The sequence below is a fragment of the Paenarthrobacter sp. E2MeOHC11 genome (assembly GCF_058744955.1).
Genome location: NZ_CP196673.1, coordinates 3,747,232 through 3,766,508, shown reverse-complemented (window position 1 = coordinate 3,766,508; position 19,277 = coordinate 3,747,232). Strand labels below are relative to the sequence as shown.

The following is a 19,277-nucleotide window of genomic DNA, read 5'->3' as shown; positions in this document are numbered from 1 at the left end:
CTTAGTGGTCTTGGTTCTGCGGGGGCAGTGCCGAAATGAACGGGTGGTCCTTGCCTGTGTTGCCAATTTTGGCAGCTCCGCCCGGAGAGCCAAGGTCGTCAAAGAACTCGACGTTGGCCTTGTAGTAGTCAGCCCACTCTTCCGGGGTGTCATCCTCGTAGTAAATGGCCTCAACCGGGCACACGGGTTCACAGGCACCACAGTCGACACATTCATCGGGGTGGATGTAGAGGGAACGCTCACCTTCGTAAATGCAGTCGACAGGGCACTCTTCAATACATGCCTTGTCCTTGACATCCACACACGGCTGCGCGATTACGTACGTCACGTCCCAGACCTCTCCACGGTTTGTCCCGGCGATGGCCGGGTAATACTGCCGGCATCATGCCGGACACTCAACTTCCGAGCCTATTATCCAACAGTCCGCTAACGCCAACCTAGCCCGCGTCTTAGTATGAAACGGTGACTCCCCCGCATTTGCCGCCCAGACAGTTCCTCCTCACTGCAGAGCCAGGTATCCGGGTGGTGGTCCGTTACAGGGTCGACGACGGCCTGACGGACGCATTGGGCTACCTTCTGGACACCAGCGAGAACAGTTGCACGGTACGGACCCGCACGTCCGACGTCGAAATTCCCCTGGCGATGGTCATCGCGGCAAAAGAGGTTCCACCGCCACCGCCGCGGCGGCAGGCTGTCCGGCGCGAAGGCGGCTCGCCACCACCAGCATGACCAGTGTCACTGCTGCGATGCCGAAGACCCATACATTGCCCACGGCGTCGCCGAGGACCAACTGTTTGGCCGGTCCCGCGGATGACAGGACGCCGACCGCGGCGTAGCTCACCACGCCGGATACCGCCGTCGGCAGTATCGAGCGCGACCAGGCGGCCAACCACAACTGCACGGAGGCCAACAGCACCAGTGCCGCCACAACGCCCCACGGAACCTCGACGCCGGCCATTGACGCTGCTTGGCGGTGCAGGGCCGTACCTGCCGTGGCAACGAAAAGAGCCGCCAGTACGGCCGCGGCAATGCCACGAACCGTACCGGCGGCTCCTCTCTTCATTCAGCTGTTCCTGACTGTGTCAGTCAGTGCAGGCTAGGACTTGGCGCGGGCGCGGTTGGCCTTGGCGCGCTCGTTGGAGTCCAGGATGACCTTACGGATACGGATGGCATCCGGGGTTACCTCGACGCACTCGTCTTCGCGGGCGAATTCGAGGGACTCTTCGAGGGTGAGATCACGCGGCGGCGTCAGGTTTTCGAAGGTGTCGGAGGAAGCGGCACGCATGTTGGTGAGCTTCTTTTCCTTGGTGATGTTGACGTCCATGTCATCAGCGCGGGAGTTCTCGCCGACAATCATGCCTTCGTAAACCTCGGAGGTGGGCTTCACGAAGAAGGAACCGCGCTCCTGGAGGTTGATCATGGCGAACGGCGTCACAACGCCGGCACGGTCTGCAATCATCGAACCGTTGGTACGGTATTCGATCGGTCCGGCCCACGGCTCGTAGCCCTCGGAGATGGAAGCAGCGATACCGGCGCCACGGGTGTCCGTCAGGAACCGGGTACGGAAACCAATCAGGCCACGCGCAGGGACGATGAACTCCATGCGGCACCAGCCGGTGCCGTGGTTGGCCATGTTGGTCATGCGGCCCTTGCGGGCAGCCATGAGCTGCGTGACGGCGCCCAGGTATTCCTCAGGCACATCGATGGTCATGTGTTCCATCGGCTCGTGCAGCTTGCCGTCGATGGTCTTGGTGACCACCTGCGGCTTGCCGACGGTCAGCTCGAAGCCTTCGCGACGCATCTGCTCAACCAGGATGGCCAGCGCGAGCTCGCCACGGCCCTGGACTTCCCAGGCGTCGGGACGCTCGGTGGGGAGGACCTTGATGGAGACGTTACCGATCAGTTCCTTGTCCAGGCGATCCTTCACCTGGCGGGCCGTGACCTTGGCGCCCTTGACCTTGCCGGCCAGCGGCGAGGTGTTGATACCGATCGTCATGGAGATCGCGGGATCGTCCACGGTGATGAGCGGCAGCGGCTGCGGGTTCTCGGCGTCGGTCAGGGTTTCACCAATGGTGATTTCCTCGATGCCGGCCACAGCGACGATTTCGCCCGGGCCTGCGGATTCGGCAGGAACACGGGTGAGAGCCTTGGTGGCGAGCAGTTCGGTGATCTTGACGTTCTTGAGCTCACCGTTTGCACGAGCCCAAGCAACGGTCTGGCCCTTGCGGAGGGTTCCGTTGTAGATGCGGAGCAGGGCGAGGCGGCCAAGGAACGGCGAAGCGTCCAGGTTGGTCACGTGTGCCTGCAGCACGCCGTCCGGGTTGTAGGTCGGGGCCGGGATGTGCTCAATGATGGTCTTGAAGAGGGGCTCGAGGTCCTCGTTCTCCGGGGCCGAGCCGTTAGCCGGCTGGTCCAGGGACGCACGGCCAACCTTGGCGGCAGCGTAGACGACGGGAACTTCGAGGACCTTATCCAGGTCCAGGTCGGGAACTTCGTCCGCGAGGTCCGAAGCGAGGCCGAGGAGCAGGTCCATGGATTCGTGGACAACCTCATCGATGCGGGCGTCCGGACGGTCGGTCTTGTTGACCAGGAGGATGACCGGGAGGTGCGCGGCAAGTGCCTTGCGAAGCACGAAGCGGGTCTGCGGGAGGGGGCCCTCGGAGGAGTCGACCAGCAGGACGACGCCGTCAACCATGGACAGACCGCGCTCTACCTCGCCACCGAAGTCGGCGTGGCCGGGGGTGTCGATGACGTTGATGGTGATGGTCTCGCCGTTGGACGACGGGCCGTTGTAGGCAACCGTGGTGTTCTTCGCGAGGATGGTGATGCCCTTTTCGCGCTCCAGGTCACCGGAGTCCATGACACGGTCCTCAACCTCACCATGGGAAGCGAAGGAGTTGGTCTGCTTGAGCATGGCGTCGACCAGGGTGGTCTTACCGTGGTCAACGTGTGCGACGATCGCGACGTTGCGCAGATCGCTCCGCGACGCAGTGTTGGTGATGGTTTCAGACATGCGTTAATGACTCGTTTCAGTGGTGAAGTCAGCTGTTTGTATCCGCGCGCATACCTGATCGACTTGATCGGAACACACAGCGAAAAGACCCCGGGACACAGGGCACCTGCATCCAGTCTAAACGCAGTTGCATTTCCCAGCCTAAAAAGCAAGCCATTCGATGCTGCAATGTGGCACTGCTCACATATCGTCACGCTTTAGTAACCGCTACTCCAGATGCTGGATTTTCCCGCCGTCGTGCCCCATGATTGCTGCAGAACCAGTGCCACACGGAGACCAATCGATGCGACAATCTTCGGCCGCGTTCCGCCTGCTCGCACCATTGATCGCCATCGGCGTTCTGTCGGTAGGCTGCGGACCAAGCCCAACCACCCCAGTTCCTGCCCCTTCGCGTTCCGTCGCGCCCGGCCCTGCCCAGACGGCCGCCGCCGCTTCGCCCTTAAGGACGGCCCCGTCACCGAGTGCCCTGGACTTGCCCGTTGGCTCGCTCTACAAAAACCCGGCCAACAACCGCAGCGAGCTGGTGCTGGCTGATGTTCGCCACACTGCCGTGCTGATCGGCGATTCACAGTCGATGCCGAAGGACTCGTGGCCTCAGCAGGGCATCGCGGCCCTCGGATACAAGTTGCACGTGGTGGGCATGGGCGGCACCGGTTTCGTGGCCGCCAACGGTAAAACAGGCAACTACATCGATGCATTGCAGCGCGGCGACTGGATACTGCCGTACGGCGACCCCCCTCTGATTGTGGTGCAAGGGGGCGGCAACGACGCCTCGCAGAAGGCCACCGACGCACAGATCGCCAGTAACGCCGAGCGATTGTTGGCCGCCCTGAAGAAGCGCTACCCCGGCGCTGCCTTGGCGGTGATCGGAACCTTGGCACGCGGCGCAAGCAACGGAGGGGGCCGTCGCACTGAAGTGGACGCCTTATTAGGGCGGATTGCTGCCAAGCACGGAATCCCGTTCGTCAGTACTGGTGATTGGCTCACCCGTTACGACGCAATTGAGGATCTCCAGGACGGCGTGCACATGAAGCCCTCCGGGCACGCCAAGCTTGGCGCGGTCTTGGCCCGTGAGCTCACTGCATTGGGTCTCAAGCCCCGCCCCGACAACGAGGCCCCGGCGAAGACTCCCGCTCCGTAGCGGGCCCCTCAACGGGCAGATAAGACAGCAAGAGCCGGTGGTTTCCTTTCGGGAACCACCGGCTCTGCCGCTATCCAGCGATCAAACGTTCGACGCCGGTCAGGCCACTGCGGGCGGCAGCAGAAGTGAACCACCAGGAATAGCGTCCAGGAGAGCCTGGGTGTAAGCCTCACGGGGGTTGTCGAAGACATCGTCCGTGCTGCCCGTCTCCACCAGCTTGCCTTTTTCCATGACGCAAACGTGGTCCGCGATCTGGCGGACCACCGCGAGGTCGTGCGTAATGAACAAGTACGTCAAGCCCAGGTTGTCCTGGAGGTCAGCCAGCAGGTTCAGCACCTGCGCCTGCACCAGGACGTCCAGCGCCGAGACGGCCTCATCGCAAATGATGACTTCGGGGTCCAGTGCCAGAGCGCGCGCAATGGCAATACGCTGACGTTGGCCACCCGAGAGTTCGTTGGGGTAACGCTGCATCATGGACTGGGGCAAAGCCACCTGGTCCAACAACTCACGGACCTTCTTCTCGCGGCTGGCCGCATTCCCGATCTTGTGCACACGCAGCGGCTCTTCGATGGTCCTGAAGATGTTGTACATCGGGTCCAAGGAACCGTACGGATCCTGGAAGATGGGCTGCACGCGGCGACGGAACTTGAACAGCTCCTTGCCCTTCAACCCCGCGGTATCCACGCCGTCGAAGACGATCTGGCCCTCAGTGGGCTTCTCAAGCTGGAGAACCATCTTGGCAACAGTGGATTTGCCCGAGCCGGACTCGCCCACGATCGCCGTCGTGGTCCCGCGCTTGACGCTGAAGCTGACATCGTCAACAGCAGCGAAATCGGACGTCTGCCCCAGTCCCTGGCGCAGTTTGTAGATCTTGCGCAGGTTCTTGATCTGGAGGACCTCGTCCTGGGCACGGTCCTTCGCAGCCGCCACAGGTGCCAGGAGATCTTCTGCTTCGACACCCTGCTCCTTGGCCACCTGGATACGGCGCGAAGCCAAGGAAGGAGCCGACTCAACCAGGCGACGGGTGTACGGGTGCTGGGGGTTGCGCAGCAGATCCAACGAAGGACCTGCCTCAACAACATTGCCCTGGTACATGACGATGACTTTGTCGGCCCTCTCGGCAGCCAGTCCGAGGTCGTGGGTAATGAGCAGCACGGACGTACCGAGCTCAGTGGTCATCTTGTCCAAGTGGTCCAGGATCCTACGCTGCACCGTGACATCCAGTGCCGACGTCGGCTCATCCGCAATCAGGAGCTTGGGCTGGCAACTCAGGCCGATGGCGATGAGTGCACGCTGGCGCATACCACCGGAGAACTCATGCGGATACTGCTTTGCGCGCCGTGCAGCATCGGGAAGGCCGGCTTCAGCGAGGACACGGGCAACGTCTTCCGGGCCGTCAGGTCGACCGTTCGCCTTCAGGGTTTCCCGAACCTGGTAGCCGATCTTCCATACCGGGTTCAGGTTGGACATCGGATCCTGGGGAACCATGCCAATGTGGCTGCCACGCAGCTCGATCATGCGCTTTTCAGACGCATGGGCAATGTCTTCGCCGTCGAGCAGGATCTGTCCGCCCGAGACGCGACCGTTGTTGGGCAAAAGGCCGATGGCGGCCAGCGCCGTCGTCGACTTTCCTGAACCCGACTCCCCCACAATGGCGACCGTTTCGCCCGGCATGATGGACAAGTGCGCGTTCTTGACCGCTTTGACCTCACCGGATCCGGTCTTGAAGGTAATGGCCAGGTCCTTGATCTCCAGGATGGGCCGTACGGGTGCAGTGGCTTCATCAATTCTGATGTTGGCAGAAGTCATGGTCGCCTCCTTAGCGCTGACGGCTCTTGGGATCAAGAGCATCGCGGACGGCGTCGCCAAGCATGATGAAGCTCAGGACGGTGATGGACAGGGCGGCTGCCGGATAGAGCAGGATTCCGGGGTTGGTGCGGATGGACGCGTTCGCCGCGGAAATGTCGTTACCCCACGACATCACGCTGCCAGGCAGCCCGACACCGAGGAAGGACAACGTGGCCTCCAGGACGATGAAAACGCCCAATTCCAACGTGGCAAGCACAATCACGGGCGCCAGGGCGTTCGGCAAAGCGTGCTTCACCAGTGCGCCAAACTTGGAAACACCCAAGGACCGGGCCGCGGTGACGAAATCCGCGTTGCGCACCTCGATGACGGCACCTCTGGTGATACGCGCCATTTGCGGCCAGGCGAGCAAGGATATGGTCAGGACCACGGTCCAAACGCTCCTGTTCTCCCGGAACAACGGCAACTGGGTGATAACAAGGGCGCCGAGGATGATCGGCAGCGCGAAGAAAATGTCGCCGAGACGTGCAAGGACAGAGTCCAGCCAGCCACCGTAGTAACCAGCCAACGCACCCAGGGTGACACCAATCAGTACGACGGCCAGCACGGACAGGACTCCGACAGACAAGGAAGCCTGCGTACCGTGGATCACGCGGGAATAGACGTCGCAACCCTGGAGGGTGAAGCCCAGAGGGTGGCCGGCAGTGGGCGCACCTTCGGAGTTGGCCAGCTGGCAGTCGTTATTGGGTTCCACGCTGGTGAAGAGTCCCGGGAAGACTGCAACGATCACCAGGAGCAGGATCAACAGCGAGGAGACGATGAACATGGGACGGCGGCGAAGCTTCCGCCAAGCATCGGCCCAAAGGCTCAGAGGCGCCTGATCTGTCTTGACAGCGTCAGTGGCCAGAAGCGGCGTTTCCTCGACGGGGGCCACAAAGTGTTCAGTATTACTGGTCATAGCGGATCCTCGGGTCAAGCCAGGCGTACAGGAGGTCAACCAAGAGGTTGGTGATGACGAAAACAAGGACCAGGACGCTCACGATCGCAACGATGGTGGGGCCCTCGCTTCGCTGGATGGCCTGGAAGAGTTTGTTACCGACACCGGGCACGTTGAAGATGCCCTCGGTGACAATGGCGCCGCCCATGAGCCCGCCGAGGTTGGCACCCAGATAAGTCACCACGGGGATCAACGAGTTCCTGAGAATGTGGGCCATCACGACGCGGGGCCGGGAGAGACCCTTCGCGGTTGCCGTACGAACGTAGTCCGCGTTCATGTTCTCGCTGACGGAGGCGCGTGTCAGTCGGAGGACGTAGGCAAACGACACCAGCCCCAGCACGACCGCCGGGAGGATCAGGTTGCCCCAGTCGGCATTGGCACCCACCGTAGGTTTGGCCCAACCTAGTTGGACGCCGAACACGAGCTGGAAGACGAAGCCCAACACGAAGGTCGGGACGGCGATCACCAGGAGCGACACGACGAGGACGGTGGAGTCGAAGAGCTTGCCCTTCTTGAGGCCAGCGAAGACACCGAAGGCGATGCCGAACACGGCCTGGATAATGAGCGCTTCGATGGCGAGCATTGCCGTGACGGGGAAGGCCCTGGCCAGGGAATCGGCGATGGGCTGCTGGGTAAAGTCAACACCAAGGTTGAAGGTAAACAAGTTCTTGATGAAGAGGCCATATTGAACCCAGAATGGCTGGTCCAGGTTGTACTGGGCCCGGAGGGCGTCGATGACGCTCTGCGGTGGCTGGCGATCCCCGAAGAGGGCAGCAATCGGGTCGCCGGGTAGTGCGAAGACCATGTAGTAGACGAGGAGCGTGGTCCCCAGGAATACCGGGATGACCTGGAGGAGCCTACGGAAAATGAAGCGAACCACGGGTCACCCCTCTCCGGTGGTGGGGCATTGGTGTGTCATGTGTGCCTTCCTGCCAAGCAAGCAAGGGGGGCCCGGCGCTTTGGCCGGACCCCCTTTGCCCTAAGGCAAGTTCAGATCCTGGAGACTACTTGGCCTCGATGTCGAAGTAGCGGACGCCGCCGTTCCAGCCGGTTTCAGCTGAGACAACGTTGTTGCTCCACACGATCGGGGTTGCCCGGTACCACAACGGCAGGCCGGGGAGGTCCTTGAACAGGATCTCCTGCGCCTGGTTGAACTTCTTGTTGGCGTCTTCCGGAGTCTTGGCTGCAAGGCCTTCCTTGAGGAGCTTGTCGAACTCGGGGTTCGAGTACTTCTCGTAGTTGGACGATGCGTTGGTTTGCCACACAGGTCCGAGGAAGTTATAGAGCGACGGGTAGTCACCCTGCCAGCCGGCGCGGGTCAGGCCCGGGAGGGACTGCGACTTGCGGAGGTCCAGAACTTCAGCGAACTTTGCGAACGGCTGGATTTCGGCCTCGATGCCGAGGTTGTTCTTGAAAGCGTTGGCTACGGCGTCGATCCATTCCTTGTTGCCACCGTCAGTGTTGGAGGCGATCAGGAGCGGCTTGGAACCGTCGTACGGCTTGATCTTCTCGGCTTCGGCCCAGAGATCCTTTGCCTTCTGGGCGTCGAACTTCAGCACGTCGCTGCCGGGGATGGCGTCGTTGTAGCCGTCGAGCACGGGAGCTGTGAACTCGGTGGCCGGGGTACGCGTGCCGTTGAAGATGACCTTGGTGATCTCTTCGCGGTTGATGGCGTGAGACAGTGCCTGGCGACGCAGGAGGCCGGCTTCACCCTGGAAGTTCGGGTTGTAGCCCGGGATGTTCAGGGTGGCGTTGTTGGCGTTCGGGCGCGTGGAGTTACGGTCAGGGAAGTCCGTGGTGTAGGTCTTCAACGCGTTCGACGGAACAACGTCCGTGATGTCGAGGTTGTCGGCCTGGAGATCCGTGTACGCGGGGCCCGGATCGGTGTAGAACTTGAAGGTCACGCCACCGTTCTTGGCAGCACGCGGGCCGGTGTAGTCGGCGTTCTTGACCAGGGAGATGGACTGGTCGTGGACCCAGGCACCTTCCTTCTCGAACTTGTAGGGGCCGTTGCCGATCGGGTTCTCGCCGAACTTCTTGGAATCCTTCAGGGCCTCTGACGGAAGCGGGTAGAAGGCGGAGTATCCAAGTCGCAAGGACCAGTCAGCTTCAGGCTGGGTCAGCTTGACCGTAATGGTCTGGTCGTCCGTGGCAGCCAGGCCGGACATGGTCTGTGCCGTGGGGGCCGGCGTCGAGGTCTTCTTGCCGTCGGCGGAGGTGGTCTCGGTGACTGCGCTGACATCGGCGTAGCCTTCGATGGACTCGAAGAAGAAGCCGTTGTTCTGGAGGTTGGTGCTCAGTGCGGCAAAGTTCCAGGAGTCAACGAACGTCTTTGCCGTGACGGGCTCGCCGTTGGTGAACTTGGATCCGGATTTGACCTTGATGGTCCAGTTCTGCGAGTCCGTGGTTTCAATCGACTCCGCAAGTGCGTTAACGGGCTTGCCGTCCGAGTCGTAGGCGCGAAGGCCCTCGAACAGCAGCTCGACGACGCGGCCACCGTACACCTCGTTGGTGTTGGCCGGAAGCAGCGGGTTCTGCGGTTCGTTGCTGTATGCGGAAATGACCTTGTTCGGGTCAGCTGCGGCAGAGCTGTTTGTGCTGGTGCCGCCACCGCCGCCGCAACCGGTCACTGCGAGGGCGATGATCGCCGCTACGCCTAGAGCTTTGGAAGTGCGCGAGAAACGCATTCCGCCTCCTATGAGTCGTGGAGTTGAGCAGGGAAAATTCGTGATTTCCCCCAGGCACAGGCACAGTTTCCTACTGTGACGTTGCCTACATGTGAGTGTAAGCCTACCCACATTGTGTCCGGATGATGGGACATGCTGGCCAAACTGTAACCGTTCCGCAACCTACACATGCCTAAATTGACGCGGATTTCAAGTCAAACGCTACTCGGTGGTAATATTCGCTGTCTGACAGCAGGACAGGACGATTTCTAGGCAAAGAAGGGCCCCGATTCCATGGAACCAGGGCCCTGTCCCACACCTGGGAAAGTCTTTGCCGTAGCGGCTACTGCCGCTCGGCCAAAGTTGCCAATTGTCCTGTCACCAAGCTCCAGCCCTCCTGCAAGCCAAGCTGCTCATGCTGTGCGCGCGACTCCGGATCCCCGTGACGCGCGACGATCCGGTACAAGGTTCCCTCTGTGTGGTCTGTGAAGGTGACCTCTCCCGTGACCGCGACGGGCATGGGTCGGGCGGGCCTAAGGCTGCTGTCTACGGCATTGGTAAACACCAGTCGCTCCCCCTGATCAACAACGAGGAAAGCTGCGTCCATGTGTGGAACGAACGCAGAACCGTCCTCGCTCATGGAAGTTACGAAGCCCCCGCCAGCATGCGGTGCGAACGACTCCAACCTGCACGTGTAAGGCTCGGGAATCCACCACCGCTCGAAAAGTTCAGGCGTTGTCCAAGCGCTCCAAACGGTGGCCCGCGACGCACGAATGACCCTCTCGATAACGAGGTCAAGATCACGATTCATGGTTCTCCTTGAAGTTGCTGGTACTGGAGGCCGCGACGTCCTGACCTATTATGCTGGGCGGATGTCTACTGATGAAGAAAAGGATCCGCCCATCCCGGCTGATGTTGAGGGCAAGATCCCCAAAAAGACACACGACAATCCAGACACTGAACAAGAGCAAAAAGGCACGAAGCCGGTCGATTCTTAACAGGCTCGTTGCTGGACAGCGTTGTAATCCATGCTGGACATCGCTGATCCGGGCAACGGAGAAGGCCGCGGGCGATGAAGTATAGAACTTCATCGCCCGCGGCCTTCTGAGGCGCCACAGATTACTTGGGCCCCGACCGGATCACACGTTGAAGCGGAACTCCACGACATCGCCGTCGGCCATCACGTACTCTTTGCCTTCAATACGGACCTTGCCGCGGGACTTCGCCTCTGACATGGAACCGGCGTCGATCAGGTCGTCGAAGGACACAACTTCGGCCTTGATGAAGCCACGCTGGAAGTCGGAGTGGATCACGCCGGCGGCCTGCGGCGCAGTGTCACCCTGGCGGATGGTCCAGGCCCGGGTTTCTTTGGGGCCGGCCGTCAGGTAGGTCTGCAGGCCAAGAGTGTGGAAACCGACGCGCGCCAACTGGTCCAGGCCGGATTCGGTCTGCCCGTTCATTTCCAGCATCTCGCGGGCTTCTTCCTCGTCCAGTTCAACGAGGTCTGATTCCAGCTTTGCGTCAAGGAAAATGGCGTCAGCAGGGGCAACCAGAGCCCGCAGTTCGTCCTGCTTCGCCGGGTCTCCAAGAATGCCCTCGTCCGCATTGAAGACGTAGATGAAGGGTTTGGCGGTCAGGAGTCCGAGTTCCTTGAGGTGTCCCATCTCCAGCTTGTCGCTCTTGATCGACGAGAAGATCGTGTCACCGCGTTCCAGGACCGCTTGGGCGGCCTTGATGGCTGCAAGCTCGGCAGCTTCGCGCTTCTTGATCTTGACTTCTTTTTCGATACGCGGGATGGCGTTTTCGATGGTCTGAAGATCGGCCAGGATCAGTTCGGTGTTGATGGTCTCCATGTCGGAGCCCGGGTCAACCTTGCCATCCACATGGATCACATCGGGGTCATCGAACACGCGGACGACCTGTGCGATGGCCTCTGCTTCGCGGATGTTGGCGAGGAACTTATTGCCGAGCCCTTCGCCCTCCGAGGCGCCCTTCACGATCCCGGCGATGTCCACAAAGGACACCGGAGCCGGCAGCAACTTCTGCGAACCGAAGATTTCGGCCAGCTTCGCCAGACGCGGATCCGGCAGGTTGACCACACCGACGTTCGGCTCGATCGTCGCGAACGGATAGTTCGCGGCGAGCACCTGATTACGGGTCAGTGCGTTGAAAAGGGTTGATTTGCCGACGTTGGGCAGTCCGACGATGCCAATAGTAAGAGCCACGAGCATAGATTCTACCTGCTGGAACCTTGTCAGTGCTTGTTCGTGCTTGCGGCGGGCGCCCCGGACGGTCCCTTCACTAAAACTGTCGTACCCCTGTGACAGGGTTGCCTCATGGATGGATTTGGATTGGTTTTGGCCCTGCTCATGCTGCTGATCGGCGCCGCCGTGGGTCTGGGGGCTGGCTATGTCGTCTTTCGGCGCCGGGGTGCTGGCCTGGAGGAAGATTTCGACGCCGTTTCGTCGCGCCTCTCGGAGGTGACCGCGCAGCTGGCAGCGGCCGACGCCGAACGCCGGCTTTTGTTCACCCAGAACCGGGAGTTGACTGCTTCGAGGAACGGGGATGGCAGCGTCCTGCGTGCGCTCGCTCCTGTGGCTGAGAAATTGACGGCAGTCCAGCAGCAGGTTTCCCTACTGGAACGCGATCGGGTGGAACAGTACGGACAGCTTGCGCAGCAACTGCAGGACGCCCGTCTGTCAGATGAACAACTCCTGCGGTCGACGCACGCCCTGGCATCCGCCCTTCGCTCCAACAGCGCTCGTGGGCAGTGGGGCGAAGTTCAGCTCCGCCGGGTAGTGGAAGCCTCGGGAATGCTGCGGCACGTGGACTTCCATGAGCAGGTTCATTCCGGCCGAACCGAGAACACGCTGCGCCCTGACCTTGTGGTCCAGCTGCCCGGCGGCAAACAACTGGTAGTGGACGCCAAGGTGCCGCTGGGATCCTACCTCGCAGCCCAGGAACAGCTGCACGGCGACGGGTCCTTTGGTGAATCCGTAGCACCCGCCAGCAACCATGACTCAAAGACGTTGCTGGCGCACCACGCCAAAGCCCTGAAAGCCCATATCGATGCTTTGGCGGGCAAAAAGTACTGGGACATCCCGGGGAACTCACCCGAATTGGTGATCTGCTTCCTTCCGGCAGAATCCATCCTGGCGTCAGCCCTCGAGGCAGACCCGGCCCTGCTGGAATATGCCCTCTCCCGGAATGTCGTATTGGCGTCGCCTGGAACCTTGTTGGCCGTCCTCAAGTCGGTGGCGTTCACCTGGCGCCAGGATGTGCTCACGGACAGCGCCCACGAGCTGTTCGAGCTCGCCAAGCAGCTCTACGAGCGCATGGGGACACTTGGTGAAAATGTCGGCAAGCTGGGTAGCTCGCTGAAGACGTCCGTAGATCGTTACAACGCGATGGTAGGAACCCTTGAAGCCCGTGTCCTCCCGACGGCACGAAAGCTCAACACCATGGACGATGCCGGCCTTGCCGCGCCCATGTCAGTAGAGGCAGTCCCACGGGCCTTGGCAGCCCCTGAACTGCTGGCCGAGGACGCCGAAGAGTCTGCGGCTTAACGCACTGGCCCGCAGTGGGCCGTTTCCCCGGAGGGCAGCGACCACTGCGGGCCAGATTCTTTTTGTCTGTTGTGTGGCGAAGACGTTATGACGTCGAGCGGTTTCCCCGGCCGCCGAGCGCGCGTGTCACGTCGCCGGCTTTCTTCAGGGTGGCCCGCAGCTCCTTGGGAAGGGAGAACAGGAGGTCTTCTTCGGCAGTCACCACTTCCTGCACGTCGCCGTAGCCGTAGTCGGCCAACAGGCGCAGCACATCTTTGACGAGCACTTCCGGAACAGAGGCCCCGGACGTCACACCAACGGTGGCCACTCCTTCGAACCATGCTTCGTCCACTTCATTGGCAAAGTCGACTCGATATGAGCTCTTGGCGCCATATTCGAGGGCAACTTCAACCAGTCGGACCGAGTTGGAAGAGTTGGCTGAACCCACAACGATGACAAGGTCAGCTTGGGGGGCAATCTTTTTGATGGCCACCTGCCGATTGGTGGTGGCGTAGCAAATGTCGTCGCTGGGCGGATCCTGCAGGGTCGGGAACCGATCCTTCAGGAGGCGGACAGTCTCCATTGTTTCGTCCACACTCAGCGTCGTCTGTGACAGCCAGATGGTCTTCTCGGGATCCCGGACCGTGACCTTGTCTACCTCGTGCGGACCGTTGATGATCTGGATGTGCTCCGGGGCCTCACCGGCTGTTCCTTCGACTTCCTCATGACCCTCGTGGCCGATGAGCAGGATGTCGTAGTCTTCCTTGGCGAAGCGGACAGCTTCTTTGTGGACTTTCGTCACCAAAGGGCAAGTGGCGTCGATGGTGCGGAGACCTCGGTCCTCTGCGGACTGGACCACGGCAGGGGAAACTCCGTGCGCAGAGAAGATGACAAGAGCGCCCTCGGGGACCTCGTCTGTTTCCTCGACGAAGATGGCTCCTTGTTCTTCCAGGGAGCTGACCACGTGGACGTTGTGGACGATCTGTTTGCGGACGTAAACCGGGGGCCCATAGTGCTCAAGGGCTTTTTCGACGGCGATGACGGCCCTGTCCACTCCAGCGCAGTACCCGCGCGGGGCGGCTAGCAGAACCTTCTTGGGACCCGTGACGGGGGCCGCTGCCTGTACCTCTTCGGGAGAACGCCGTCTGCGCGGCACCGTGGGCATAGGAATGGAAACTGCTGTGCTGGTCATCCCTCCATGCTACCGGCCCGGCCTTTAGCTCCGGGCCGAACGTGACCCTTGTCGCCCTGACACCACGGAAGCTATGACGCCAACCACCAAGACAGCCCCGGACGTGACAGCGGCGATCAGGACCCACTGGCCAAAACCTGTCCGCGCCGCAGTGAGGAACTCCTGCTTGAACAGCTCTGCCACACCATTGGCGCTGGCAAGGTTTCCGATCATCCCGCCAGCCAGATCCGCCCCTGCCGTCCATAGTGCCGCAAGTGCGAGTCCGCCGAGCCCCAGGAACACCAGGACCAGCGAGCGTCGGCGGGCGGCGACGAAGGCCAGGAGTGCCGCCACTAAGGCGCCGGCAGCGGCTACCCACCACAGGGGTGCGAAGGCAGAAACGCGCTCAACGAGTTGCCGGTGCGAAGGCTCCCCCAGAGAGACAAGGCTCTCAGCGGGAACATCAAGCCTGATCCGCGTAGCCTCGGCAAAATGATCGCGAATCAGCCTCACCAGTGGCCCTATATCCAGGACCAGGGCCGTGGAAGAAGCCGATTCCTCCGCTTGCGTGGCTGCTCCGAAGTTCAGCCTGTGGCTGTTCCGAACCGTTTCCTCCCAGGCTTGGGGGTAGTCGCTCCACGATTGCATGCCCGTGGCCGCATTCCGGAGCGCATCGGCCGCCAGGGACTGGATCGGCCCGGGAAGGTCCACCGAGGATTCGAAGGTGCCTACGGCGGCGGTTGCAAGGCGGCTCTGGAAGTCGGGATCGTTGCCCAACGCTCCCGCGATGCGAACGAAGCCCTCTTCCTTGACGATGTTCTGGTCTACCCACGCTGCTGGCACGGCGACGGCCGTCAGCAGAACGGCGAGGACCACTCCCAATGCTGAAACAAAAGTACGCAAGGTCATCCTCGGGGCTCGGGGGCTGTGCCACCATCCTAGGTCTGTCCACATGATAGGAAAAATGTCGGGGCCCGGCACTAAAGCTATGGATAGAGTTGGAAAGCGGCCGGCACCCAAGGCCGCATCCCTGAGCGAGGACAAAACCATGCTGCAACAATCACGGACACCGGAACAGGCACGGACCGCCAATGTCCGCTGAAGCGACGCCCGAATCCACCTTGCCGGGGACAGCTGCCGAAACCAGCCCTGATAATCCCTGGCCGCTGCAACTCCTGTCCAGGAAGCTCAAGGCGCACATCGAACGGGCGCCTGCGGCATGGATCGAGGGACAGGTCATTGAGCTGAACCGTCGGGGTGGAAACGCATTCCTGACGCTGCGTGACGTTGACGCCGAGATTTCCCTGCCGGCATCCGTGTGGTCCACGGTGCTGGACCGCCAAAAGGTTCCCTTGGAACGCGGGTCCCGCGTGGTCGCCTTGGTCAAGGCGGACTTCTGGGTCAAAACAGGTCGGCTGAACATGTCAGTGAAGGACATCCGTCCAGTTGGCCTGGGTGACCTGCTGGCGCGGATCGAACGGCTGAGGCAGGCGTTGGCTGCCGAGGGACTCTTCGCTGATTCCCGGAAGCGCAAGTTGCCTCTCCTCCCCCACCGCATCGGACTCATCACCGGCCGGGACTCGGACGCCAAGAAGGATGTCCTGCGCAATGCAGCCTTGCGTTGGCCGGCAGTTGAGTTCGACGTCCGCGAAGTTGCCGTCCAAGGCAACACCGCTGTTTCCCAGATCATCGCAGCGCTGAAGAAGCTGGATGCGGATCCCCATGTGGATGTCATTGTCATCGCCCGAGGTGGCGGGGCGCTGGAAGATCTCCTCCCCTTCAGCAACGAGGACCTCATCCGCGCTGTTTCAGCGGCAACAACGCCAATTGTCAGCGCTATCGGCCATGAGGCTGACCGTCCCATCCTGGACGACGTCGCGGACCTCCGCGCTTCCACCCCCACCGATGCCGCCAAACGGATCGTTCCTGATGTCGCAGAAGAATTGGCCATGGTGCGCCAGGCCCGCGATCACCTCCGCCGCAGCATTGGCCGGATGGTGGACAGGGAGACAGACCGGCTCCATGCCTTAAGGTCCCGACCGGTTTTGGCTACCCCGGCTTCGATGGTCGACGCCCGCGCAGACGACATCCACCGGCTGCAACGGCGTTCCCATTCAGCTGTGAGCACTGCGGTCGTCCGCGCCCTGGATCAGGTGCAACACCTGAGGGCACAAGTGCGGGCATTGTCTCCGCAGAAAACACTGGACCGCGGTTATGCCGTGGTCCAAATCGTCGGCGAGGACCAAGCAGGGCACACGGTGGTCAGCAGCCCTGAGGAGGCGCCAGAGGGCACCGCACTTGCCATCCGCGTAGCTGACGGTCGATTCCGCGCAGTATCCAGCGGCCAAGGACAAGTCGCCGAACGCTGACACGGCAGAACCCAACGTCACTCCCAACCACAAAGGACATCATGACTGAAAACACTCCAGCGGACCTTTCACCGGAGTCCCTCGACTCTCTGAGTTACGAAGAAGCCCGTGAGCAACTTGTCAGCGTAGTGGGCCGCTTGGAAGCGGGCGGTGCCAGCTTGGAAGAGTCCTTGGCGCTCTGGGAACGGGGCGAAGCCTTGGCCAAGCGGTGTGAGGACTGGCTTGAGGGCGCACGCAAGCGCCTGGCGACCGCAAGAGATGCTGGCAACGACGCCGGGGCTGCCGCCAGCTCCGGCTAACAGCTGCGGGACGCTACCAGTCGCGGGAGCGAATGGCTTAGGACTCCATGACGAGGGCGCGCTCCTCGGCGACGTCGAAATTTGCCTTGGGCCAGTCCAGCTGCAGCCCCCCGAGGGCATCCAACAGCAGTTGCTGCACTGCGATGCGCGCGTACCACTTCTTGTTGGCAGGTACCACGTGCCACGGAGCAGTTTCCGTTGAGGTCTTCTCGAAGGCCACGCTATAGGCGTCCATATAGTCATCCCAGAAGGCCCGCTCGGCGAGGTCCGTCCGACTGTATTTCCAGTGCTTGGTGGGATCGTCAAGCCTGGCAATGAGTCGCCTCTTTTGCTCGTCCTTGCTGATATTGAGCATGACTTTGACCACGGTGGTTCCCTGCTCGGCAAGACGGGCTTCGAAGTCATTAATCGCGGCATACCGGCGCTCCAACTCGGAAACGTCGGCCCATTCGTGGACGCGATGAATCAGGACGTCCTCGTACTGTGAACGGTCAAAGACTCCCACCATTCCGGCAGCAGGGACTTGCTTCTCGATCCTCCACAGGAAGTCGTGCGACTTTTCCTCGTCAGTTGGGGCCTTGAACGCGGATACTTGAACGCCTTGCACGTCCATGGCGCCCACTACGTGGCTGACAATGCCACCTTTCCCGGCGGTGTCCATGGCTTGGAGTATCAACAGGAGCCGTTTCCCGCTGCCCGCCCTGCCCTCGGCAAAGAGCTTTTCCTGCAGCTCCGCCAGCCGCGCATCCTGTGCCTCCAGCAGCGCTTTGCCATCCGTTTTCCCACCGGTGTAGCCGGGGGTGGATTCAGGATCAACGCCTGCCAGCGAAAACCCAGGCCCCACTCTCAGTACCTCGGCCGGACTTTTGGCGAACTCAACTGCTGCAGCCATTGACGTGCCTTTCTGCCAGGCCGCGCCCCCGTGGCGCGGCCATGGACCTCAGGCTAATTGCCCGGGTACCTCGACAGGAAGTCCGCCATGCGGCCAATTGCCTCTTCGATGTCCTTCACGTTGGGCAATGTCACCATTCGGAAGTGGTCCGGGCGCACCCAGTTGAACGCCCTCCCGTGTGACACCAGGATTTTCTGTTCCTTCAACAGGTCAAGGACAAACTTCTCGTCGTCGCGGATGTGATAGACCTCGGGGTCCAGTTTGGGGAACAGGTACAGTGCTCCCCTGGCCTGCTGGGTGCTGACTCCGGGGATGGCATTCAACAGATCGTAGGCCTTGTTGCGTTGTTCCAGCAGCCTGCCGCCGGGCAGGATGAGGTCGTTGATGCTCTGGTAGCCACCAAGCGCCGTTTGGATGGCGTGCTGGGCAGGAACATTGGCACACAAACGCATGTTGGCCAGCAGGTTGATGCCTTCAAGGTAATCGGCGGCATCCTTCTTGGGCCCCGAGATGGCCATCCAGCCAGCGCGGTAGCCACAGACCCGGTAGGCCTTGGACAGGCCACTGAACGTCAGGCACAGGACATCGTCACCGGTGAGCCCGGCGAGGTTGATGTGAACAGCGTCCTCGTACAGGATTTTCTCGTAGATTTCATCGGCGAAAAGCACCAGGCCGTGTTTTTCGGCGAGGGCGACAATCTTCTTGAGCGTCTCTTCCGGGTACACCGCGCCCGTGGGATTGTTGGGGTTGATCACCACAATTCCCTTGGTCCGGGGCGTGATCTTGGCTTCCATGTCCTCAAGGTCAGGCTGCCAGCCGGAGTCTTCATCACAGAGGTAGTGCACTGGGCGCCCGCCGGCCAAGGCGACCGAAGCCGTCCACAGCGGATAGTCCGGTGTGGGAATCAGGACCTCGTCGCCATCTTCAAGGAGGGCCATGAGGGACATGGTGATGAGCTCGCTGACACCATTGCCAAGGTAAATGTCATCAACGTGGATGTTCTGGATGCCGCGGGTCTGGTAGTACTGCGACACGGCCGTCCGGGCAGAGAAAATACCGCGGGAATCGCTGTAACCCTGGGCATTTGGCAGGTGGCGGATCATGTCCACCAAGATGGCGTCAGGCGCTTCAAAACCAAAAGGGGCCGGGTTTCCGATGTTCAGTTTGAGGATCCGGTGACCCTCCGCCTCCATCTGCTGGGCGGCCTGAAGAATCGGTCCACGGATGTCGTAAAGGACATTATGAAGCTTGGTGGACTGCTTGAATTTCGCCATCCCTCAAATATGCCACACGGGTGATGGACTTCAGCTGAGACTTAACTCACATATACGACGACGGCGGTGACGGTCCCACGCGGGTCCGTCACCGCCGTCGTACG

At 61.3% G+C, this 19,277-nt stretch carries 19 protein-coding genes; 6 read left to right on the top strand and 13 right to left on the bottom strand.

Annotation, left to right across the window (positions count from 1 at the left end; all coding sequences use genetic code 11):
- Position 1: 1 nt before the first annotated feature.
- Positions 2-328 (bottom strand): ferredoxin, encoded by a 327-nt coding sequence (gene fdxA, locus ACSSVG_RS17540; RefSeq protein ID WP_024817464.1) that lies wholly within the window; start codon positions 326-328, stop codon positions 2-4.
- Between the two features lie 134 nt (positions 329-462).
- On the opposite strand from fdxA, the gene ACSSVG_RS17535 reads away from it, so the two are divergent.
- Positions 463-729 carry a putative acetyltransferase gene (locus tag ACSSVG_RS17535; protein ID WP_492415756.1) on the top strand — a complete coding sequence of 89 codons (267 nt, stop codon included), beginning with the start codon at positions 463-465 and terminating at the stop codon, positions 727-729.
- Here ACSSVG_RS17535 and ACSSVG_RS17530 read toward each other — a convergent pair.
- Both ACSSVG_RS17530 and typA read right to left on the bottom strand, forming a co-directional pair.
- Positions 647-1,063 carry a hypothetical protein gene (locus tag ACSSVG_RS17530; protein WP_231341904.1) on the bottom strand — a complete coding sequence of 139 codons (417 nt, stop codon included), beginning with the start codon at positions 1,061-1,063 and terminating at the stop codon, positions 647-649. The two genes, ACSSVG_RS17535 and ACSSVG_RS17530, sit on opposite strands and share 83 nt — an antisense overlap.
- A 33-nt stretch (positions 1,064-1,096) precedes the next feature.
- Positions 1,097-3,013 carry a translational GTPase TypA gene (typA, locus tag ACSSVG_RS17525; RefSeq protein WP_089595701.1) on the bottom strand — a complete coding sequence of 639 codons (1,917 nt, stop codon included), beginning with the start codon at positions 3,011-3,013 and terminating at the stop codon, positions 1,097-1,099.
- A 160-nt stretch (positions 3,014-3,173) separates the two neighbouring features.
- On the opposite strand from typA, the gene ACSSVG_RS17520 reads away from it, so the two are divergent.
- Positions 3,174-4,154 (top strand): SGNH/GDSL hydrolase family protein, encoded by a 981-nt coding sequence (locus ACSSVG_RS17520; protein ID WP_492415755.1) that lies wholly within the window; start codon positions 3,174-3,176, stop codon positions 4,152-4,154.
- Between the two features lie 99 nt (positions 4,155-4,253).
- Here ACSSVG_RS17520 and ACSSVG_RS17515 read toward each other — a convergent pair whose 3' ends face one another.
- The 5 genes from ACSSVG_RS17515 to ACSSVG_RS17495 form a co-directional block, all read right to left on the bottom strand.
- Entirely contained in the window at positions 4,254-5,963 is a 1,710-nt protein-coding gene (locus tag ACSSVG_RS17515; RefSeq protein ID WP_231341902.1) for an ABC transporter ATP-binding protein, read from the bottom strand.
- Between the two features lie 10 nt (positions 5,964-5,973).
- Positions 5,974-6,918 (bottom strand): ABC transporter permease, encoded by a 945-nt coding sequence (locus ACSSVG_RS17510; protein WP_090818045.1) that lies wholly within the window; start codon positions 6,916-6,918, stop codon positions 5,974-5,976.
- On the bottom strand, positions 6,908-7,837 hold the full coding sequence (locus tag ACSSVG_RS17505) for an ABC transporter permease (protein WP_026539948.1): 930 nt from the start codon (positions 7,835-7,837) through the stop codon (positions 6,908-6,910). The genes ACSSVG_RS17510 and ACSSVG_RS17505 overlap by 11 nt, the downstream gene beginning before the upstream one ends.
- Before the next feature lie 124 nt (positions 7,838-7,961).
- The gene (locus ACSSVG_RS17500; RefSeq protein ID WP_231341901.1) at positions 7,962-9,644 is read right to left on the bottom strand and encodes a peptide ABC transporter substrate-binding protein; all 1,683 of its coding nucleotides are present in this window, start codon (positions 9,642-9,644) and stop codon (positions 7,962-7,964) included.
- Between the two features lie 322 nt (positions 9,645-9,966).
- Positions 9,967-10,434, bottom strand: a complete 468-nt coding sequence (locus ACSSVG_RS17495) for an SRPBCC domain-containing protein (RefSeq protein ID WP_492415754.1) — start codon at positions 10,432-10,434, stop codon at positions 9,967-9,969.
- Here ACSSVG_RS17495 and ACSSVG_RS17490 point away from each other — a divergent pair.
- On the top strand, positions 10,433-10,621 hold the full coding sequence (locus ACSSVG_RS17490; protein WP_492415753.1) for a hypothetical protein: 189 nt from the start codon (positions 10,433-10,435) through the stop codon (positions 10,619-10,621). The genes ACSSVG_RS17495 and ACSSVG_RS17490 overlap by 2 nt on opposite strands.
- Before the next feature lie 141 nt (positions 10,622-10,762).
- Here ACSSVG_RS17490 and ychF read toward each other — a convergent pair whose 3' ends face one another.
- Positions 10,763-11,848, bottom strand: coding sequence for a redox-regulated ATPase YchF (gene ychF / locus ACSSVG_RS17485; RefSeq protein WP_492415752.1), 1,086 nt, complete (start codon positions 11,846-11,848; stop codon positions 10,763-10,765).
- A gap of 111 nt (positions 11,849-11,959) precedes the next feature.
- Here ychF and ACSSVG_RS17480 point away from each other — a divergent pair, with 111 nt between their 5' ends.
- The gene (locus ACSSVG_RS17480) at positions 11,960-13,189 is read left to right on the top strand and encodes a DNA recombination protein RmuC (protein ID WP_231341897.1); all 1,230 of its coding nucleotides are present in this window, start codon (positions 11,960-11,962) and stop codon (positions 13,187-13,189) included.
- A gap of 85 nt (positions 13,190-13,274) precedes the next feature.
- Here the strand turns inward: ACSSVG_RS17480 and ACSSVG_RS17475 are convergent, their stop codons facing one another.
- Together ACSSVG_RS17475 and ACSSVG_RS17470 are read right to left on the bottom strand one after the other, a co-directional pair.
- A complete protein-coding gene (locus tag ACSSVG_RS17475) occupies positions 13,275-14,360 on the bottom strand; it encodes a 4-hydroxy-3-methylbut-2-enyl diphosphate reductase (protein ID WP_231341896.1) in 1,086 nt (361 codons plus the stop codon).
- A gap of 24 nt (positions 14,361-14,384) precedes the next feature.
- On the bottom strand, positions 14,385-15,248 hold the full coding sequence (locus tag ACSSVG_RS17470) for a hypothetical protein (protein ID WP_492415751.1): 864 nt from the start codon (positions 15,246-15,248) through the stop codon (positions 14,385-14,387).
- 182 nt (positions 15,249-15,430) lie between these two features.
- Here ACSSVG_RS17470 and xseA point away from each other — a divergent pair, with 182 nt between their 5' ends.
- Both xseA and ACSSVG_RS17460 read left to right on the top strand, forming a co-directional pair.
- On the top strand, positions 15,431-16,708 hold the full coding sequence (gene xseA, locus ACSSVG_RS17465) for an exodeoxyribonuclease VII large subunit (RefSeq protein ID WP_492415750.1): 1,278 nt from the start codon (positions 15,431-15,433) through the stop codon (positions 16,706-16,708).
- Between the two features lie 41 nt (positions 16,709-16,749).
- Positions 16,750-17,007: an exodeoxyribonuclease VII small subunit gene (locus ACSSVG_RS17460; protein WP_492415749.1), complete on the top strand. Its 258-nt coding sequence runs from the start codon at positions 16,750-16,752 to the stop codon at positions 17,005-17,007.
- Positions 17,008-17,044: 37 nt separating this feature from the next.
- Here ACSSVG_RS17460 and ACSSVG_RS17455 read toward each other — a convergent pair whose 3' ends face one another.
- Positions 17,045-17,899, bottom strand: coding sequence for a polyphosphate kinase 2 family protein (locus ACSSVG_RS17455; RefSeq protein WP_492415748.1), 855 nt, complete (start codon positions 17,897-17,899; stop codon positions 17,045-17,047).
- A 53-nt stretch (positions 17,900-17,952) separates the two neighbouring features.
- Entirely contained in the window at positions 17,953-19,173 is a 1,221-nt protein-coding gene (locus ACSSVG_RS17450) for a pyridoxal phosphate-dependent aminotransferase (protein WP_026546228.1), read from the bottom strand.
- Positions 19,174-19,277: the final 104 nt, after the last annotated feature.

Excerpts from the sequence above, each read along its gene's own strand:
- ACSSVG_RS17530 (WP_231341904.1), bottom strand. The coding sequence starts at position 1,063 with ATGAAGAGAGGAGCCGCCGGTACGGTTCGTGGCATTGCCGCGGCCGTA.
- typA (WP_089595701.1), bottom strand. The coding sequence starts at position 3,013 with ATGTCTGAAACCATCACCAACACTGCGTCGCGGAGCGATCTGCGCAAC.
- ACSSVG_RS17520 (WP_492415755.1), top strand. The coding sequence starts at position 3,174 with ATGCTGCAATGTGGCACTGCTCACATATCGTCACGCTTTAGTAACCGC.
- ACSSVG_RS17515 (WP_231341902.1), bottom strand. The coding sequence starts at position 5,963 with ATGACTTCTGCCAACATCAGAATTGATGAAGCCACTGCACCCGTACGG.
- ACSSVG_RS17510 (WP_090818045.1), bottom strand. The coding sequence starts at position 6,918 with ATGACCAGTAATACTGAACACTTTGTGGCCCCCGTCGAGGAAACGCCG.
- ACSSVG_RS17500 (WP_231341901.1), bottom strand. The coding sequence starts at position 9,644 with ATGCGTTTCTCGCGCACTTCCAAAGCTCTAGGCGTAGCGGCGATCATC.
- ACSSVG_RS17490 (WP_492415753.1), top strand. The coding sequence starts at position 10,433 with ATGGTTCTCCTTGAAGTTGCTGGTACTGGAGGCCGCGACGTCCTGACC.
- ACSSVG_RS17495 (WP_492415754.1), bottom strand. The coding sequence starts at position 10,434 with ATGAATCGTGATCTTGACCTCGTTATCGAGAGGGTCATTCGTGCGTCG.
- ACSSVG_RS17480 (WP_231341897.1), top strand. The coding sequence starts at position 11,960 with ATGGATGGATTTGGATTGGTTTTGGCCCTGCTCATGCTGCTGATCGGC.
- ACSSVG_RS17475 (WP_231341896.1), bottom strand. The coding sequence starts at position 14,360 with ATGACCAGCACAGCAGTTTCCATTCCTATGCCCACGGTGCCGCGCAGA.
- ACSSVG_RS17470 (WP_492415751.1), bottom strand. The coding sequence starts at position 15,248 with ATGACCTTGCGTACTTTTGTTTCAGCATTGGGAGTGGTCCTCGCCGTT.
- xseA (WP_492415750.1), top strand. The coding sequence starts at position 15,431 with ATGTCCGCTGAAGCGACGCCCGAATCCACCTTGCCGGGGACAGCTGCC.
- ACSSVG_RS17460 (WP_492415749.1), top strand. The coding sequence starts at position 16,750 with ATGACTGAAAACACTCCAGCGGACCTTTCACCGGAGTCCCTCGACTCT.
- ACSSVG_RS17455 (WP_492415748.1), bottom strand. The coding sequence starts at position 17,899 with ATGGCTGCAGCAGTTGAGTTCGCCAAAAGTCCGGCCGAGGTACTGAGA.
- ACSSVG_RS17450 (WP_026546228.1), bottom strand. The coding sequence starts at position 19,173 with ATGGCGAAATTCAAGCAGTCCACCAAGCTTCATAATGTCCTTTACGAC.